This is a genomic window from Porphyrobacter sp. SLTP (assembly GCF_009905735.1).
Lineage (GTDB): Bacteria > Pseudomonadota > Alphaproteobacteria > Sphingomonadales > Sphingomonadaceae > Erythrobacter.
In genome coordinates this window covers 160532-178150 of the sequence record NZ_JAAALE010000004.1, presented here as the reverse complement: position 1 = coordinate 178150, position 17619 = coordinate 160532, and the positions used below count along the sequence as shown (strand labels likewise).

11 protein-coding genes and 1 tRNA gene are annotated in these 17619 nt (G+C 64.7%); 11 read left to right on the top strand and 1 reads right to left on the bottom strand.

The window, feature by feature from the left end:
• Nucleotides 1-98: 98 nt before the first annotated feature.
• The 8 genes from GVM20_RS05070 to GVM20_RS05035 all read left to right on the top strand — a co-directional run bounded on the left by GVM20_RS05070 (nucleotide 99) and on the right by GVM20_RS05035 (nucleotide 13899).
• Nucleotides 99-734 (top strand): response regulator transcription factor, encoded by a 636-nt coding sequence (locus GVM20_RS05070; protein ID WP_166546199.1) that lies wholly within the window; start codon nucleotides 99-101, stop codon nucleotides 732-734.
• The gene (locus tag GVM20_RS05065) at nucleotides 724-3738 is read left to right on the top strand and encodes a sensor histidine kinase (RefSeq protein ID WP_166546198.1); all 3015 of its coding nucleotides are present in this window, start codon (nucleotides 724-726) and stop codon (nucleotides 3736-3738) included. The genes GVM20_RS05070 and GVM20_RS05065 overlap by 11 nt, the downstream gene beginning before the upstream one ends.
• A gap of 1093 nt (nucleotides 3739-4831) precedes the next feature.
• Nucleotides 4832-7252 (top strand): TonB-dependent receptor, encoded by a 2421-nt coding sequence (locus GVM20_RS05060; protein ID WP_166546197.1) that lies wholly within the window; start codon nucleotides 4832-4834, stop codon nucleotides 7250-7252.
• A gap of 11 nt (nucleotides 7253-7263) precedes the next feature.
• Nucleotides 7264-8655, top strand: coding sequence for an MFS transporter (locus GVM20_RS05055; RefSeq protein ID WP_166546196.1), 1392 nt, complete (start codon nucleotides 7264-7266; stop codon nucleotides 8653-8655).
• A gap of 37 nt (nucleotides 8656-8692) precedes the next feature.
• Nucleotides 8693-9640, top strand: a complete 948-nt coding sequence (locus GVM20_RS05050) for a TauD/TfdA dioxygenase family protein (RefSeq protein WP_166546195.1) — start codon at nucleotides 8693-8695, stop codon at nucleotides 9638-9640.
• A gap of 133 nt (nucleotides 9641-9773) precedes the next feature.
• Nucleotides 9774-11429, top strand: a complete 1656-nt coding sequence (locus GVM20_RS05045; RefSeq protein WP_166546194.1) for an arylsulfatase — start codon at nucleotides 9774-9776, stop codon at nucleotides 11427-11429.
• Nucleotides 11426-12370, top strand: coding sequence for a formylglycine-generating enzyme family protein (locus GVM20_RS05040; RefSeq protein WP_502706186.1), 945 nt, complete (start codon nucleotides 11426-11428; stop codon nucleotides 12368-12370). Before GVM20_RS05045 ends, GVM20_RS05040 begins: the two co-directional genes overlap by 4 nt.
• A 146-nt stretch (nucleotides 12371-12516) precedes the next feature.
• Complete coding sequence (locus tag GVM20_RS05035) at nucleotides 12517-13899, top strand: alginate export family protein (protein ID WP_353653105.1); 1383 nt, start codon at nucleotides 12517-12519, stop codon at nucleotides 13897-13899.
• A 574-nt stretch (nucleotides 13900-14473) separates the two neighbouring features.
• Here GVM20_RS05035 and GVM20_RS05030 read toward each other — a convergent pair.
• Nucleotides 14474-14564, bottom strand: a tRNA-Ser gene (locus GVM20_RS05030).
• Nucleotides 14565-14840: 276 nt separating this feature from the next.
• On the opposite strand from GVM20_RS05030, the gene GVM20_RS05025 reads away from it, so the two are divergent.
• The 3 genes from GVM20_RS05025 to GVM20_RS05015 are packed head-to-tail and all read left to right on the top strand — an operon-like array spanning nucleotide 14841 to nucleotide 17439.
• Nucleotides 14841-15665 (top strand): DUF1134 domain-containing protein, encoded by an 825-nt coding sequence (locus tag GVM20_RS05025; RefSeq protein ID WP_166546193.1) that lies wholly within the window; start codon nucleotides 14841-14843, stop codon nucleotides 15663-15665.
• Between the two features lie 39 nt (nucleotides 15666-15704).
• The gene (locus GVM20_RS05020; protein WP_166546263.1) at nucleotides 15705-16880 is read left to right on the top strand and encodes an amino acid aminotransferase; all 1176 of its coding nucleotides are present in this window, start codon (nucleotides 15705-15707) and stop codon (nucleotides 16878-16880) included.
• Nucleotides 16881-16890: 10 nt separating this feature from the next.
• Entirely contained in the window at nucleotides 16891-17439 is a 549-nt protein-coding gene (locus GVM20_RS05015) for a GNAT family N-acetyltransferase (protein WP_166546192.1), read from the top strand.
• Nucleotides 17440-17619 lie beyond the last annotated feature (180 nt).

Here is a 17619-nt window from a genome sequence, read left to right as displayed (position 1 = left end):
GGGACGCCCGCGCCCGCTTTCGGGTATCTCGCATCCCCCGCAAACGTGATATCCGATCCGTATGGCGGCGTAATTCCAAGGAAGGGAGCTCAAACCTGATGTCTGGCACCTCTCCCGGCCCGATCCGGGTTCTGATCGTCGACGATCACCCCATCCTGCGCGAAGGGGTCGCGGCGATCATTGCGCTTCAGACCGACATGGCCATCGCTGGCGAAGCTACGGGCGGACGTGAGGCGATCGCTCAGTTTGGCGCGCTGCGTCCCGATGTCGTGCTGATGGATTTGCAGATGCCGGACATGGGCGGGGTCGAGGCGACCGAGGCGATCCGCGCCGATTATCCCGATGCGCGAATTCTCGTGCTCACGACTTATTCGGGCGATGCCAAGGCGCTTGCGGCGTTACGCGCCGGGGCGGCGGGTTTCCTGCTCAAAAGCAGTTTGCGCCGCGAACTGCTTGGCGCGATCCGGGCCGTCTATCGCGGGCAGCGCCACCTGCATCCCAACATCGCGCAGGAGATCGCGCTTCACGCTATTCAGGATCCGCTATCCCCGCGCGAGATCGAAGTGCTGCAACTCATCGCCGGCGGCCATCCCAACAAGCAGATCGCGTGGAAGCTCGGGGTGGGCGAAGAGACCGTGAAATCGAACATCAAGAGTATCTTCGCCAAACTTCAGGTCAATGACCGCACCCTCGCAGTGACGACCGCGGCCAAGCGGGGCATCATTGAGCTTTAGGAGGGTCCTGCGCCGTGTCGCGCGCGCAGCCTGTGCGGGACTGCTGCTGGGGCTAGTCGCCCTGCCATCGGGCGCTGCACCGGGCACATCCCAGAGCGACGCGATCATGCCGATCGAAGGCTACAAGCTGCACCACTGGTCGCTTGAGGAAGGTTCGCCCAGCCGCATCAACGCGATCACACAGACCCGCGACGGGTTCCTGTGGGTGGGCGGGGTGGACGGGCTACATCGCTTCGACGGACTGACCTTCGAGCGGATCGGGCCGCGACCGACCGATCCCGCGCGGATCGTGGTCGCCCGGTTGCTTGCCGCACGCGATGGCACGCTGTGGATCGGTCTTGCCCGCCGCAAAGGCATGCTGGTCTGGCGCGGGGGAAAGCTGTCCTCGGCGGGCATGCCGGGCTCCTCGCGCGAGGTGAATGACATTACCGAAGGGCCCGACGGAGCTATCTGGGTGACACGTGGCGGGCGCAGCAGTCGCTCACTTGCGCGCTGGTACAAGGGGCGCTGGACCGAGTTCGACACGATCTCCGGCCTCCCCGAAAAGCAGGCATGGCACCCCCTGTTTGCGCGCGACGGGACGTTCTGGCTGACGGTGGATGATGCGGTCTATCGCAAAGCGCCGGGTACGGATCGCTTCACGCCGACCGGGATCGCGACTGAGCCGCGCGCCACCCTGGCCGAAGCACTCGATGGCACGATCTGGCTGACTGAAAAGGAGCGGACCCGCGCCATCGCACGGCATGGTCGGGTGATCGCGAACGGCCCTGCCTTTCCCATACCCTTTGGCATCCGGACCCTGTTCGACCGTCATGGTGACCTGTGGATAGCCACCTGGAGCGACGGCGTGTTCCGCATCAATACGCCCGCCGGTGCGCGTCGCACCATGGCCCACTTGACCAGCCGCAACGGTCTCCTCTCCGATCCGGTGCGCGCAGTATTCGAGGATCGCGAGGGCAATATCTGGATCGGTGGCGAGATGGGGCTCAACATGGTCCGCCGCGTGCCGATCCGTGCCGCACGCGGCGTGCCGGCGGGCCCTGCGACCAACCACATGCTGGCAGTCGATCAGGCCGGAACCGTCTATATCGCTAACGACAAGACCGTCTTCGCCGTCAGCCCGCGCGCAGACCCGCAGCCGATCCTTGCTTCGCCCGTGCTGATCGAGGCGATCTGCAAGGCCCAAGGCGGGGGCATCTGGATCGTGCTGCGCGGCAAGGCGCTGCGCTGGCAGGGCGGCCGGGTGGCTGCGACCTTCCCCCTGCCGACAAGCTTTGCAGCCAATTCCTGCGGCGAGGATGCGCAGGGCCGGCTGTGGCTCCCCGCGCTGCAAAATGGGTTGTTCGTGCTTGAAGCCGGACAGGTTCGCGCATGGCCGGGCATCGCTGGCAAAGTGAATATTCCCGGCAATGTCGCGATCATGGCTGACGGGCGAGCCGCGATCCATTTGCGCGGGACGGCGCTGGACGGCAACGTTGCTACGCCCTTCGTGGTGCTGACCGACAACGGCGTGGCAAGCGACGGCGTCGAAGGGCTGCTTCCCGGCGCGCGCACGCTTTACACAAGTGGTGCGGCCGGCCTTGCCGCCCCGCTTCTGCCGGGCAGCCCGACACTGACCTCAGGCCGCTACCCTTGGGCGAGTTCGATCAATGGCCTCGTTCAAACGCCAACCGGAGAGAGCTGGACGATTGGCGATCTTGGTGTGGTGCGGCTGAAGACCGCTGATCTCGAACGCGCGCTGGCACACCCCGGCTCGGATGTGCCCTACCGCCTGTTCGACTTCCGCGATGGCCTCACCAGCTTCGCCCAGAAATCGTCGGGCACCCAAATCGTCGCCGGTAAAGATGGCCGCCTCTGGTTCGCCACGCGGGACACGGTCGAATATATCGATCCCGCCGGGCTGACAGTGGACACCCGTCCGCCCGATCAGATCATCCGGGCCATTGCCTTTGGGCAGGAGCGCGTCGCCGCGCGGCCCGGACTCGCCTTGGCGGCGCATGTAACGGCATTCACGATCGAATACACCGCCACCAGTCTCGCCGTTCCTGATCGGGTCCGGTTCCGCTACCGCCTGATCGGTCACACCAATGACTGGGTCGACGCCGGGCACCGCCGCTCTGCCAGTTTTTCGGGCCTCGATCCGGGCGATTATCGCTTCGAACTGCTGGCTGTGAACGAGGACGGGGTCGTCAGCCGCAAACCGGCCGTGCTCGCCTTCACCATCGCCTATGCCTTTTATCAGACGTGGTGGTTCCGCTGCCTCACGGTGCTCGCGGTGTGCGGACTGCTGTATCTTATATATGCGATCCGTTTGCAGCAGGTCAGCAGCCAGATGCGGGTTCGTATGCTGGTGCGCACGGGCGAACGTGAGCGGATCGCGCGCGAGCTGCACGACACCATGATACAGGGTGTACAGGGCCTGATCCTGCGCTTTCAGGCGGTCGCCGATCGGTTTGGCGATGATGCCGAAGCCCAGGCGATTCTCCAGCCCGCCCTTGAGCGAGCGGAGGAGGTGCTGGTTGAAGGCCGCGAGCGGGTCACCGGTCTGCGCCGCCAGCGCGCCCATGATTTCACCGAGGAGCTCACGCGGCTGGTGGGCAACGAGATCTTCCCGCAAGATAGGATCGCGCCGATCGCGCTCGCCCGCACACCGCGGCCGATCGCGTCCGCAGTTATCGACGATCTGCTGGCAGTGCTGGGGGAGGCTCTGAGCAATGCGGTCGCCCATTCGCAGGCCAGCCGGATCGAGGTGGGGCTCCGCTTTGGTCGCTGGACCTTTGTCGCCTATGTCCGCGACAATGGAATCGGCATGCACCAGAAGATTATCGCTGAAGGCGGAACACCCGGCCATTTTGGCCTGCTCGGGATGAAGGAGCGGATCGAGGCGATCGGCGGCAAGCTGGTGGTGGAGAGCGCCAGCGGCTTTGGCACCGTGGTCGAGCTGCATATCCCCGCGCGGATCGCCTATGCGAAATGGCACGGATCGGATCGCCCACGATATTGATTGGCGGAGCGCCGGAGGTTTTGGAGCTTTTCCCGCGTAATCTGGCCAAGCATTCTGCTTCAAGCGTGAGGATTTCAAGGGCGGACGCATGTCCAATATGGCCAAGTCTATGCTGCTCCGCCGGATGAAGTCAGACGCCAGGATTTCGGTCCACGGGCTCCGAAGCTCATTTCGCGGGTAGGTTGCCGAGCGCAGGAACTTCGCTTGGGAAAGCTGCGAAACGGCTCTCTCTCACGTGACTGGCACCAAAACCGAGGTCGCCTACTTCCGCACCCGATTTGTTTGAGAAACGGCGGAGGATGATGGCTGCGTGGGCGAACCTCTGCGGCCAACTTGCCAAATTGAGCGACACCGTCCGGCCCATCTTTGCGCGCGGCGCGCTCCTATTGCCGTGGGCTTGTGGGACTTTGCGGTCGTTCCCAAACCGCATGGCGAATGACCGGCATTCCCTGAAGCTGCCTCTACGATGGTGGTTTCCCGATGCTCGCAAATCAGAAAGCGCCCTCCGAGACGATTCATGCCGTTCGCGGGCGAACCTGATTGGACACTCCGCTTACCCTTTTCGTGCCGTGCTCCCATCGAGCGGCGCTAGGCCAAAGGCCAGCTATCAAGCGAAGTGAGATTTTCTTGCGTCGGATCACCTCCGAACACGGTTGACGCCTTATCTCAACTGAATTAGTTGATATAGCGCTGGAGGGTGTCCCCCAGTAAGTCTGGCCCACTTAAGGGCCCGCGGCATTTGATCAGGAAGCAGCTTGCTCCGCGTCACCAAAAGCTAAAGCGCGCGATGCTGGGGCGGCAGCGCCAGGCTTCGTGTTCCTCCATTCTTTGATGAGGTAATACGATGCGAACCACCCCCTGTAGACTCTGACAGCTACGACTGGATGCGCGCCCCGCGATGCGGCGGCGTGTGATCTGATCTGACATCACGTTGCTGCCGTGCCTTCGCCAGGGCGCGCGTAGTCCGGTCTTGCCTGTCTTTCATCCGCGACAATTCCTTCGCCCGCGCTGGGCCCCTTCCGCTGCGCCATCATGGCCTGAGGCGTGGGAGACCTGTGCCTGCTGCGGGCCCGCCAAGGCTGATTTTCGACCCATGACACATTTCCCCTTCCGCTCACGCAAGGCGTTGCTTCTCACCTCGGCCGCTGCGGGGCTGGCCTTCACGTCGGCCGCGCATGCTACCGAGACCACACCTTCCGACGCATCCTTTGATGTTGGCGCTGACACCGCCGTCGAGGCAGCCGAGGCCGAGGCCGGCAACGCCATCGTCGTCACCGGCGTGCGCCGCCGTGACGAGGACGTGCAGACCATTCCGGTCGCCATCTCTGTCATCGACGCGAGCACTATCGAAGACGCGAACATCAGCCAGCTCGGCGATTTCCAGCAGCTCGTCCCCAGCCTCAAGGTGGTAAGCTTCAATCCGCGCAACACCAACATCAACATCCGCGGGCTGGGCGCGAATATCGCGCTGACCAATGACGGGCTCGATCCCGGTGTCGGCTTCTACATCGACGACGTATTCTATGCACGCCCGGGGCAGGCGCAGTTCGACCTGATCGACATCGAACAAATCGAGGTGCTGCGCGGGCCGCAGGGCACGCTGTTCGGGCGTAACACCACGGCGGGCGCGATCAACATCCGTACCCGCCGCCCGACTTACGATCCGAGCTTTGTCGGCGACGTCACTTTCGGCGACTATGGCTACCACCAGGTGCGAGGCTCCGTCAGCGGCGCGCTGGTCGAGGATCTGGCCGCTTTCCGCCTGAGCTTTGCGCAGAGCAATCGCGACGGCTTCCTCATCAACCGCTTCAACGGCGAGGAGGCGCAGGATCTCGAAAACGTCACGGTGCGCGGGCAATTGCTGGTGGAGCCCGCCTCCAACCTCTCGCTGCTGCTGATCGGCGATTATGCCAAGCAGCGGCAGGACTTCGTGCTCAACGTGGTCGCCGATGTCTTCACCACCTTCGACAATGGCGCGGCGATCCCCAACAATATCATTGACCGCACCACGCGCGCAGGCCGCCCGCTGTCGGTGGTCGATCCCTTTGCGAGGCTGGGGGACTCCGATTCCCCCTACCAGTCGGACATGGAAAGCTACGGCGTTCAGGGCACCCTCACATGGGACCTCGGCAGCGCCAAATTGACCTCCATCTCGGCCTACCGCTGGTGGGACTGGGACCCGGCCAATGATGGCGACAGCACCAGCCTGCCGGTGATCACCCGCGCGCAGGTGGTCAACCGGTTGCGCCAGTTCAGTCAGGAGCTGCGCCTCGCCTCGCAGGATGATCGCCCGCTCAGTTATTCGCTGGGGGCCTACTACTACTGGCAGACCAACCGAGGGACGACCAACTTCGACTTTGGCAGCGCCGCGCCCAAATGGTTCGTGCCCGCCGTGCCCGCCGCTGTGTCCACCGCCGCGCTCAACGGCTTTGCCTATGAAGGCATCTCGGCGCCGGAGACCAAGAGCTTTGCGCTGTTCGGCCAGAGCGTGTGGAAGGTGACCGACGCGCTGCAAGTCACCGCGGGCCTGCGTTACACCAACGAGCGCAAGGAAGGCAGCTACGACCAGCGCCAGACCGGCGGCGTTCCGATCGCCAGTCTGCCGACAGCCTTGCAGACCCCGGTGCGCAACATCCGCAACAATTTCGGCCCCGAGATAAGCTACGCGACGAAGTTCACCGACAACAACCTGTCGGGTCTGCTGGCGGTGTCCTACAACGTTGCCGACGATGTGCTGGCCTATGGCTCGTTCAGCTGGGGGCGCAAGTCGCCGGGCCTCAATTTGACCGCGCTGCCCAACGGGGTCGATCCCGAGGTGCGCCCTGAAGATGTGACCTCCTACGAAGTCGGTCTTAAGGCGAGCCTGCTCGACCGGCGATTGACGGCGAACCTCGCGGGCTTCTGGACCGACATCACGGACTACCAGACCGCGATTACCGATCAGGACCCGCTCAATCCCACGGTGTTCCGCCAGTACATCGCCAACGCGCCCAAGGTGCGTTCGCGCGGGATCGAGGCGGACGTGATCGCCGCGCCGACCGACAGCCTGAAGCTGACCGCTTCGGCGGCTTACACCGATGCCTATTACGTCAGCTTCCCCAACGCCCCGCAGGCACCCGAGCGGGCCAACACCGGGCAGATCCAGGATCTGACGGGCGAGGTGCTCGCTGGCGTGCCGAAGTTCACATACTCGCTGGCGGCCGATTATGCCGCGCCGCTCGGCGAATGGGGCGGCGCGCCGGTCGAGCTCTACACCCGCGCGGATTACTCGCACCGTTCGGCGATCTTCACCGCTGTCACCAATTCGCGCTTCTCCGAGGTGCCGGGCTACGGGCTGGTCAATGCGCGTATCGGCCTACGGCGCGAGGACGGACGGTGGGACCTGTCATTCTGGGCGCGCAACCTTATCGGCACCGACTATTACGAGACGCTCGGCCCGGGCGCTTTCGGCCTCGTTACCGCGATCCTCGGAGCGCCGCGCACTGTCGGCGCAACCTTGCGCACCAGTCTGTGAGGGGGCGCGCCATGAACCAGCCCGTCTTCCTCCAGGATCACCACCTCACCGGCGGCGCGCCGAGTGCAGCGCTGACCCCGTGGCGGCTTACCCGTTTCTCCGCGATGGCCCTGCCGCTGGCAGGCGCGGGGCTGCCGATCGCGGTCTACCTGCCGCCGATCTTCGCGCGCGATTTCGGCCTGTCGCTCACCACCATCGGCCTGATCTTCCTGCTCGGGCGGCTATGGGATGCGATCAACGACCCGATCATCGGCGCGCTCTCGGACCGCACCCGCACGCGATTCGGCCGCCGCCGCCCGTGGATTGCCATCAGTGGGGTGATCTTCGCCATCGCCACAGTGTTCCTATTCTTCCCGCCCGCCAGCGTCAGCCCTGCCTATCTCGCGGTCACGCTATTCGTCTTCTACATCGGTTGGACGGGGGTGCAGATCCCGTTCCTCGCGTGGTCGGGCGAGGTCTCAGGCCAGTATCACCAGCGCACCCGCATCGCGACCTATCAGACGGTCATCACCGCCATCGCGCTACTCACCGTGCTGATCCTGCCCGCCATCGCCGACCAACTGCGCCCGGGCGATGGCCGCTTGCAGATGAGCCTGATGGGCGGGCTGATCCTCGCAACGATTCTGCCCGGCCTGATCCTCACCCTCACTGCTTTTCCCGAAGACCAGCCCATTGAGGCCCCCGAACGCTTCGATTTGCGCGACACACTCAGCGCGATCTTCGACAATGCGCTGCTGCTACGAGTGCTGGCCTCGGACTTTGCGGTTAGCCTTGCGCAAGCGATCCGCAGCTCGCTGATCGTCTTCTTCGTCACCTTTTATATGGGTCGGCCTGACTGGGCGGCGGGGCTGTTCCTGTTTCAGTTCGTGTTCGGCGTGCTGGCGGGGCCGATCTGGCTGCGCATCGGCTTGAAGCTCGGCAAGCACCGCACTGCGGTGGCGGGCGAGCTGGTGCAGGTCGCGGTCAACCTCGGCCTGTTGCTGGTGACGCCCGACACCTTCGGTCTGCTGCTGGCATTGACCCTACTGCAGGGCCTTGCGCAAGGCTCAGGCAACCTGATGCTCCGCGCCATCGTCGCCGACGTCGCCGACAAGCAGAAGCTGGAGACCGGCGAGGAGCGCACCGGGCTCTACTATTCGGTCTTCAGCCTTTCGGGGAAAGCTGCGGGCGCCTTCGCGGTCGGCATCACCCTGCCGCTGCTCGCCTGGCTCGGGTTCGATCCCAAGGCGGCCAATAGCCCTGTGGCGCTCGGCTACCTCCACCTCATCTTCGCGCTCGGCCCGGCCTTCGCCCACGCGGTTTCCGCCGCGCTGATCCACGGCTTCCCGCTCGACGAGCGCGCCCACACCGAAATTCGCAGCCGGCTCAGCGAGCGGTTCACCGCACCTGCGCCTGCCGAATAACCCCGCCTGCCCAATACACATTCACAGGAGAACCATCATGGCTACCATCGTTCCCACCTATCCCAACGCTGCCGACCCATCCTCGTTGCTCAACATCACGCCCATTGCCGGCCGCATCGGGGCGGTAATCGAGGATGTGCTGCTTTCGGGTGACCTCGACCCCGCCATCGTCCAGGCGATTGACGCCGCTGTCGTGAAGCACAAGGTCGTGTTCTTCCGCGGCCAGCATCACCTCACAAACGAGGATCAGGAAGAGTTCGGCGCGCTGTTCGGCGATCCGGTCGCGCACCCCACGGTGCCGGTGGCGCAGGATTCGCGCTATCTGCTCGAACTCGACAGCAAGGACGGCCATGCCGCTTCGAGCTGGCACACCGATGTGACCTTCGTGGATGCCTATCCCAAGGGTTCGATCTTGCGCGCGATCACCATCCCCGAAGCGGGCGGCGATACGCTGTGGGCCAACACCGAATTGGCCTACGAGACCCTGCCCGAACCGCTGCGCCAGCTCGCCAACAATCTGCGCGCGGTCCACTCCAATGACTACGATTACGCCGCCGTCTTCAGCGGCAGCGAGGACAAGGACAAGGACCGGATCGAGCAATACAAGAACGTCTTCACCTCGACCGTCTATGAAACTGAGCATCCGCTCGTGCGCGTCCACCCGGTCTCGGGCCAGCGCAGCTTGGTTCTGGGGCACTTCTTCAAGCGCTTCGTTGGGCTCAATCAGCCGGACTCGCGCCGCTTGTTCGACATCTTCCAGGATCACATCACCCGGCCTGAAAACGTCGTGCGCTGGCGCTGGCAGGCAGGCGATGTCGCCTTCTGGGATAACCGCGCCACCCAACATCGCGCGATCGCCGACTTCGGCCTCCAGCGCCGGACGCTGCGCCGGGTGACGATCCAGGGCGATGTGCCGGTGGGGATCGACGGCAAGGCCAGCCAGACGATCCGCAGCGAGACGACGCAGGGGCTTCAGAACGCCTGACGTCTGCTTTTGTAACTCTCTTCCTCAGGCTGTGATGGGGACCTGATCCCGTCTCTGCCTCAGGCTTGGGCCGCGCCGCCTCCTCTCTGCCTCTCCCCTGCGGCGCGGCCCATTACCCTCGAAAGGTTCTCCCATGCGCAGACTGCTGTTCCGCCTGATCGTTCTTGTGCTCGGCGCCATGCCGGTGGTGGGTGCGGGGAAGGAGCCCGCAAAGCCCTCTCGGCCCAATTTCCTTATCATTGTCGCAGATGATCTGGGCTATTCCGATCTCGGCGCGTTCGGGGGCGAGATCCCGACGCCCAATCTTGATCGTCTGGCATTGAACGGCGTGCGCCTCACTGATTTTCACACCGCGCCGACCTGTTCGCCGAACCGCGCGATGTTGCTGACGGGGAGCGACCACCACGTCGCTGGCCTCGGCACAATGGCCGAACTGCAAGCACCCAACCAGCGCGGGCTGCCGGGCTACGAAGGCTATCTGCGCCGGGATGTGGCGACGGTGGCCGAACGGCTTGCTCCCCAAGGGTATCGCACGCTCTATTCGGGCAAGTGGCACCTCGGGCTGACTGACGATCAGGACCCATTTGCGCGCGGGTTCCGTTATAGCTTCGCGCTGCGTCCCGGCGCGCACAACCACTTCGGCACCGACGTGGTCAACCCGCTGACCGGCAAGCCCAATTACAGCGAGAACGGCAAACCGCTCGCCAGCCTGCCCGCGGGCTTCTATTCCTCGGATGCCTTTGCCGACCGACTGGTCGGTCAGCTGCGCGCGTCCTCTACCGATGAGCCATCACCCTTCTTCGCCGTGCTCGCCTTCACCGCGCCGCATTGGCCGCTGCAAGCCCCTGCCGCTGACATCGCCCGCTACAAGGGGCACTATGATGCCGGGTTTGACGTGCTGCGCCAACAGCGCACCGCGCGACAAGAAGCGCTCGGGCTGGTCCCGCGCGGCACGGCCGCCAATGCGCCAAGGCTCCCAGGCGGTGCTTGGGACAGCCTCTCGCCCGAAGCCCGCGCTGCTGCCGCGCGCGATATGGAGATCTATGCCGCGATGGTCGATCGGCTCGACCAGGCGGTGGGCCGGGTTATCGCGGAGCTGGAGCGCACCGGCGAGCTCGATAACACCGTGATCGTGTTCCTCGCGGACAATGGCGCAGAGGGGCTCGACCCCGAAGGCAGTGCCAAACCGCTGCTCGGCCCGGTTCTGGCCCGCGCGGACAACAGCCTTGTCAATCGCGGCGCAGCCAGTTCCTACGTGCTCTACGGCCCCGGCTGGGCGCAGGCCGCAAGTGCGCCGCGCTGGCTGGTCAAAGGATACGCAACTGAAGGCGGCAGCCGCGTGCCTTCCTTCGTGCATTGGCCCGCCTCGGCGCGCGGTGGGCAAATCGCCGACACCCTGGTCCATGTCAGTGACATTACCCCCACGGTGCTCGAACTTGCGGGAGTGACCGAAACGGGCAGCACACCGTCTGCTCTTGCGCCGGTACGGCCGATCACCGGGATAAGCTGGGCCTCCTGGCTGCGCGGCGAGGCATCGCAGGTGCGCCGACCGGAGGATGTGCTCGGCACCGAACTGTTCGGCTCGCGCGCCCTCCGGCAGGGCGAATGGAAGATCACTGACATTGGCGACGGGCGCTGGCACCTTTTCAACCTCGCCGCAGACCCCGGCGAGACGCGCGACCTTGCCGCTATCAACCCCGCCAAACTCGCCGAGCTGACACGACTTTGGGACGCCTATGCCACAGCTAACAACGTCGTGATCCCGACGGAGGCGCGTTACCGGCCATGAGAGTTTTCTGGTTCGGTGGCATCGTCACGGCCGCTTGCGCCTCATGGGCGGCATGGACAATGGCAAGCGTGGGCGGAGCAAACTCTCCGCCCACGCCGCGACACTGTGCCGGAGGCTCAGCGGGCTTCATCGCCGTTCCCGGGGGAACCGCCTTGATCGGCGATGATCGCGGCTATGCGGACGAGCGCCCGGCCATCGCCGTGCCGCTCGCTGCGTTCCGCTTCGCCCGCCACGAGGTCACCAATGGCGAATTTGCCGCCTTTGTCGCCGCAACGGGCCATGTCACCACGGCTGAGCTGCGGGGGGATTCGATCGTCTTTGCACCGCCGCGCGCGGGCGACATCCCCGTCTCGCCCGCACAGTGGTGGCGGGTGGTGGGCGGCGCGGACTGGCGGCATCCTGAAGGACCCGAGAGCTCTATCGCGGGGCGCGAACATTACCCGGTCGTCCACGTCTCGCTCGATGATGCCGAGGCCTATGCCAGATGGAAGGGCGCGCGCCTGCCGACCGAGGAGGAATTCGAATATGCAGCCCAAGGCGGCAAAGATGGTAGCCCCGGAGACGGTGAACAGCCCGCTCCGGATTTCGCCAACACATGGCAGGGACCGTTCCCCATCAGCGATCTGGCTAGCGACGGCCATGCGGGTCCTGCGCCGGTCGGGTGCTACCGGGCCAACGCTCTGGGGGCGCATGACCTGATCGGCAATGTCTGGGAGTGGACGGTAACGAGCTACCGCCCGGGCCATTCGCCGGGCCCCGCTTCCAGCGCCCTGATCGCCGCCTCAGCCCCATCAGCCGGGGAAGATCTGCGCGTTATCAAGGGCGGGTCATTCCTGTGTGCCCCCAATTACTGCGCCCGTTACCGCCCCGCCGCGCGCCATGCGCAGGCACGGCAGGAGACCGCCTCACACCTCGGCTTCAGACTTGCCGCAAACCCCTGAAATGATCGTGTCTCGACATCACCTTGCGGCACGCTATGTTACTCCTACGGGTTCAAGCAGCCTCCCGTCCAAGCGTCCTGTGCGCTCAAGCGTTGCCTCGTCAGGCCGCGTTTTCGCGGCCTTGAACTGTGCGAGGTAGACCGGACGTGATTTCTGGAAACTTTGGGCTCATCTGCGGCGCTCCTGCCGCCCTTGGCGCTGCGCTCTGCGTCTCTGCTCCTGTTTGCGCCGAAGACCCGCCACCGCGCCTGCCCAAAGATGAGGCTCTCGAACTCAGTGGATCGCACAGAGCGCGGTTCGAGACCATCGACGGGCAGGCGCGCACCGGGTTCAACAGCAGTGATGATCTGTTCAGCTTTCGGACCATCCTGACGGCCGATTATCACATCACCCCTGACGTGCATGTCGTTGCCGAATTGTGGGACAGCCGCGCATACAATGGCAATCGTGGCACGCCGATCTCGACCGGGGAGGTGAACACCCTCGAACCCGCGCAGGCCTATATCGGCGTCACACTCCCAGGCGCCCTTGGCAAGGGGAGCAAGATCGACTTTCAGGCGGGTCGTTTCCTGCTGGCGCTCGGCTCGCGGCGGTTGGTGGCAGCGGACGATTATCGTAATACCACCAACAGCTCCACCGGGATGCGGGCCGATGTTGCTGTCCCGGGCGGATGGAAGGCGACGCTGGTCTATATTCTGCCCCAGCAGCGCTTTCCCAACGATCTCGACAGCCTGCTCGATAACGACGCCGCGCTTGACCGCGAAAGTTTCGACACGGTGCTGTGGGGCGGGCTGGTGACGCGCACCAACACCGTAGTCGGCGCGATGGCCGAAGTCGGCTTCATCCATTTCGGAGAGCGGGACGCCCCCGGCCGCGCGACCCGCGACCGCTCGCTCGGCACGGTATCGGCCCGGCTGATCCGCGATCCCAAGCCTTCGACTTGGGACTTTGAGGTGGAGGGTATCGTCCAGCGCGGTACAACCTCCACCGGCCTTGCCGCCAATGCGCCAACGCAGGATGTGCGTGCGTGGTTCGTCCACGGTGACTTAGGCTACACCTTCGCGGGCGGATGGAAGCCCCGCTTTGCGCTCGAATATGACCACGCCAGCGGCGATAGCCGGGGCGGAAGCTATGGCCGTTTCGATCCCATCCTCGGCATGCGCCGCGCGGACCTGGCTCCCGGTGCGCTCTACAACGCGATCCTGCGGTCCAACTTCATCAGCCCCGGCGTCCGGCTGGAGGCCTTGCCGAGCGCCAGGACCGACTTGATGGTCAGCTACCGCCCCTTCTGGCTGGCGGCGCGCGAGGATGCATTCTCCTCCACAGGCGTGCGCGACGCGAGCGGGCGGTCAGGCAACTTTGCCGGCCACCAGCTCGATGCAAGGCTGCGCTACAGCCTCACGCCGAAGATCCGGCTGGAGGCCGATGTGGTGCTGCTCGCGAAGGGTAGGTTCTTGCGCGAGGCTCCGAATGCCCCGCTAGGCAATTGGACGCGCTACGCCTCGCTCAATGCGACCTTTCAATTCTGAGAGGTGGGCATTGTGAACCGCAGCTTCACCAGCCGCCCCCGCAAGCGGAATTGATTGCGTACCTGCCGCGGATGGACGACATTTCTGGTCATGTTTTCGACGCCAGCTTGTTGACGCTTTTTTTTGGCATTGAGCGTCCGGTGGTGTCTGCATGGATGCAAGGTTGGGCCACGCATTTCCGCGGTTTTTGGCGTTGCTGGTGCGCAAGGTGCGTCAACTCGACTGGCCGGTCAACCTGACGCCCCACATCGACGAGGAAGCCTGTGAGCTCCACCTAGAGGCCGGACTCATCAGGAACGGCGCGGATCAAACGGTTATCGCCTTGGTCCTGCTAACTGGTTCAGTGTTGGTGGATGATCGTTTCGCTTTGCTGGATGCGCTACTTTGGAGCGCCCTGCTATCCTGTGACGATCGGTCTTGCGTCGCACGGTCTGCCGGATTGGAAATGGAGGCCGTATCCCATCACCGTTAGGGCGATCAAACCCCTTCAGGTGTACCACCTTGAGTACCAGTGGGGCTCACAAGAGATAGGCAGGAAGCCTAAGTTAGGTTTACCTGTGCGTTAAGCGGGAATTGGCGGAGACGGAGGGATTCGAACCCTCGGTACCCGGATAGAGTACGGTTCCTTAGCAGGGAACTGGTTTCAGCCACTCACCCACGTCTCCGGACAGCTGCGAGGCTGCGAAAGCGGGCCTATAGTCAGCATGACGGGCAGCGGCAAGGTGGCTTGGACAAAAAAGCCCGCCGCCGCCTTGCGCGGGCTGCTGCCGCGGGGAGTGGAGGGCTGGTTCGGCGCGCGTTCAGGCTTTGCCGCGCAGTGGTTAACGGCTCGTCGCAAATCCGATTCGCTCCGGCGACGAGCGGTTGCGTCATGCGCGGGAAGCGATTCTGCTCAATGCGCAATAATCCGGGGCTGACACGTCGCTGCGAAAGGCTGCATGATGAGGATGATGACCGCCCGTTTTCCAGAGCTTGGTCGCCGGATCGCGGGGTTGGCGCTCGGCGCCATGGCTGCGCTGGCGTTGACGGCACCGGCAGCCGCGCAGGACCTCGAGACTTTTGACCCGGATGCTGCCTACAGCGCACAGAATGGCACAAGTGCGGGCGGGATCGATGGCGATCTGGCCGCGCCGGACGCGCAATCGGCACCGGTCAATTCCGCTCCGGCCGATCCAGCGTTCGACAACGAGTTCGGCACTTATGCCGCTGCGCCCGCCGATGCGACGGCGCCTTTGCCTGATCAGGGCGTGGCCCCTGTCACCACCGCCGCGCAGGCCACAGGTGAGACCTACGGCGAAGATGACCTGATCGGCGCAGCGGAAGGCGTGTTCGGCAAGGGCGCGGAGGGCCTCGCCAAGCTGATCGAGGATCTGCTGCAAAAGCAGGGCGAGCCCAATGGCTATATCGTCGGGCGCGAGGCGGGCGGGGCGTTCATTGTCGGCGCACGCTATGGCTCGGGCACGCTCCACCACAAGATCGAAGGCACGCAGCAGGTCTATTGGACCGGGCCTTCGATTGGCTTTGATGTCGGTGCCAACGCCGCCAATACCTTCGTGCTGGTCTACAACCTGTATGACACCGAAGACCTCTACAAGCGCTTCCCGGCGGGTGAGGGGCAGGCCTATTTCGTCGGTGGCCTCAACGCCAGCTACCTGCGGCGCGGTGATGTCGTGCTGATCCCCATTCGCGTGGGTGCAGGCCTGCGGCTCGGGGTCAATGCGGGCTACATGAAGTTCTCCAAGGAACAGAAGTGGTCGCCTTTCTGATTGCGATGATGCGTGTTGCGCGCCATTGCGCGCAGCATGATGCTTGACCGACTCAGCCCCCAGGCGCCCGACGCCCTTCTCGCCCTGATCCGCCTCCACGCTGCCGACCCGCGTGAGGACAAGATTGACCTTGGCGTCGGTGTGTACCGCACCGAATCCGGCGCGACGCCGGTGTTTGCCGCGATCAAGGCGGCAGAGCAGGTGTTGGTCGATACGCAGGATTCCAAGTCCTATCTCGGCCCCGAAGGCGACATGGGCTTCGTCAATGCGCTGATGCCCTATATCTTCGGCGCTGACCCGACGATGGGCGGGCGCATCAGCGGGATGCAGACCCCGGGCGGCACCGGTGCCGTGCGCCTCGCTCTGGCTCTGGCGCTGAAGGCGGGCGTGAAGCGCGTTCACATGGGCGTGCCAAGCTGGCCCAATCACGCGCAGATCCTCGCTGATCTCGGCATGGAGCTGGCGCCCTTCGATCACGCCAACCCCGACGGCACGGCGAACCTCGATGCGGTGCTCGCCGCGATCAACGGCGCGGGTTCAGATGAGGCGGTTCTGCTGCACGCCTGCTGCCACAACCCGACCGGTATCGATTACACTGCCGAACAGTGGGCCGCGATCGCCGAAGCCTTCGCTGCCAGCGGCACCTTCCCGATCATCGATTCGGCCTATCAGGGCCTCGGCCACGGGATGGAGGAAGATGCCGCCGGGATGCGCGCCGTGCTCGCTGCCGTGCCGGAAGCCTTCATCGCCTACAGCTGCGACAAGAACTTCGGCCAGTATCGTGACCGTGTGGGTGCGTTCTACGTGCTGGCCAAGGAGCAGGGCGCGCTCGACACCGCATTCTCCAACGCCAATGCGCTGGCCCGTGCGGGCTGGTCGATGCCGCCCGATCACGGCGGCGCTGCGGTGCGGATCATCCTGCGCGATCCTGACATGACCGCGCAATGGCTGGCCGAGCTGGACGACATGCGCGCCCGGATGCGCGGCGTGCGCGATGCGCTCGCCAAGGCGGGCACGGCCGGACGGATCGACTTGACGCCGCTGGCGCACCAGAACGGCCTGTTCTCGATGCTGCCGGTCACCAAGGAAGAGGTCGCGCAGCTTCGCGAGGAGCACGGTATTTACATGGCCGCATCAGGCCGGATCAACATTGCCGGTCTGACCCCGGGCAACCTGCCTAAATTCATCGCCGCGCTGGCGGCGGTGGCGGGCTGAGGGCGCCTGCGTGCTTGACCGTCAGCCGGTGCTCGAAGGCGAGCATGTCCGGCTGCGGCCCTTGCGCGCCGATGATTGGGACGCGCTGTTCGCGGTCGCATCCGACCCGCTGATCTGGGAGCAGCACCCGGCGCATGATCGTTGGCAGAAACCGGTGTTCCGGGCGTTCTTCGATGATGCCTTGGCCAACAAGGGCGCGCTGATCGCGATTGATACGGCAAGCGGCGCGGTGATCGGTTCCTCGCGCTATCAGGGCCTGGACGAAGCGGATGGCGGCTCGGTCGAGATCGGGTGGACGTTTCTGGCGAGGGCGGTCTGGGGCGGGACGCACAACCATGAGATGAAGCGACTGATGCTGGCCCACGCGCTGGGGAGCGTGGCCGAATGCCGCTTCCTCGTCGGCGAGAGCAACACCCGCTCGCGCCGCGCACTGGAAAAGATCGGCGCCCGCCTGACCGACCGCCGCGAGGAGCGGATCATGGCGGGGGGCGAGGTGATCCCGCATCTGACCTATGTCATCACGCGGGAGAGTTTCGCACAGGACCCGCTGGCCGGTTGATAGCTCTGCATATTGCAGTTCCCGTCACCCCAGCGGAAGCTGGTGCCTAGGGCTACGAAGTACGGTGCTTGCCGCCAGAGGTGCCAGCTTTCGCTGGGATGACGAAGGTGGGGGCGGTCGCAGTCCCTGCTTTCCTCCCAATACTCCCCTAGTCCCCGCGCCGGCTTTCGCGTAGCTTGC

Coding starts and splice junctions, on each gene's coding strand:
- GVM20_RS05025 (WP_166546193.1), top strand. CDS start 14,841: ATGAGGATGATGACCGCCCGTTTTCCAGAGCTTGGTCGCCGGATCGCG.
- GVM20_RS05050 (WP_166546195.1), top strand. CDS start 8,693: ATGGCTACCATCGTTCCCACCTATCCCAACGCTGCCGACCCATCCTCG.
- GVM20_RS05060 (WP_166546197.1), top strand. CDS start 4,832: ATGACACATTTCCCCTTCCGCTCACGCAAGGCGTTGCTTCTCACCTCG.
- GVM20_RS05070 (WP_166546199.1), top strand. CDS start 99: ATGTCTGGCACCTCTCCCGGCCCGATCCGGGTTCTGATCGTCGACGAT.
- GVM20_RS05040 (WP_502706186.1), top strand. CDS start 11,426: ATGAGAGTTTTCTGGTTCGGTGGCATCGTCACGGCCGCTTGCGCCTCA.
- GVM20_RS05020 (WP_166546263.1), top strand. CDS start 15,705: ATGCTTGACCGACTCAGCCCCCAGGCGCCCGACGCCCTTCTCGCCCTG.
- GVM20_RS05045 (WP_166546194.1), top strand. CDS start 9,774: ATGCGCAGACTGCTGTTCCGCCTGATCGTTCTTGTGCTCGGCGCCATG.
- GVM20_RS05055 (WP_166546196.1), top strand. CDS start 7,264: ATGAACCAGCCCGTCTTCCTCCAGGATCACCACCTCACCGGCGGCGCG.